At 65.1% G+C, this 513-nt stretch carries 1 protein-coding gene; it reads right to left on the bottom strand.

Annotated elements, in window-relative coordinates; all coding sequences use genetic code 11:
• Window positions 1-513: PHP domain-containing protein (locus A3E77_RS02100; protein WP_293643254.1), on the bottom strand; the 513-nt coding region annotated here is incomplete at both ends.

The following is a 513-nucleotide window of genomic DNA, read 5'->3' as shown; positions in this document are numbered from 1 at the left end:
CTCCATCGCCTCGGCAGGTTTCAGCCACGCCTCTGGGCTCGACACACGGCGGTCCTCGCTCTCGACATAGGCCGACTGGGCAATGCACAGCATCGCATCGTGCGCGGGGTGGAAATTGGGCTCGACGAAACTTGCGGGGTTGGTGGCAACCAGCGGCAGCGCGCGGGCATAGGCCAAGTCGATCAACGCCTTTTCGGCCGCCATCTCCGCGGCCTCGCCGCGCCGCGACAATTCGATGTAAAGTCGCCCCGCGAACAACGCCTCGAGCTGCTCGACATAATCATTCGCCGCGGTCACCTGCTCATCTGCCAGCAAACGCGCCAGCGCCCCTTCGCCGCCGCCCGTCAGGCAGATCAGCCCTTCGGTCTTGCCGGCCAGATCGGACAGGCCGACATGCGGATCGAGTTCGACCGGGCGGCCAAGATGGGCGGATGATACGAGCGCACAAAGATTGCCATATCCCGTCTCATCCTGCGCAAACAGCGCGAGCCAGTCGATCAGCGGCGCCCCGCT

Source organism: Sphingopyxis sp. RIFCSPHIGHO2_12_FULL_65_19 (assembly GCF_001830555.1).
GTDB lineage: Bacteria > Pseudomonadota > Alphaproteobacteria > Sphingomonadales > Sphingomonadaceae > Sphingopyxis.
The sequence above is the reverse complement of the archived record's forward strand: the minus strand, read 5'-3'. Positions and strand labels throughout refer to the sequence as shown.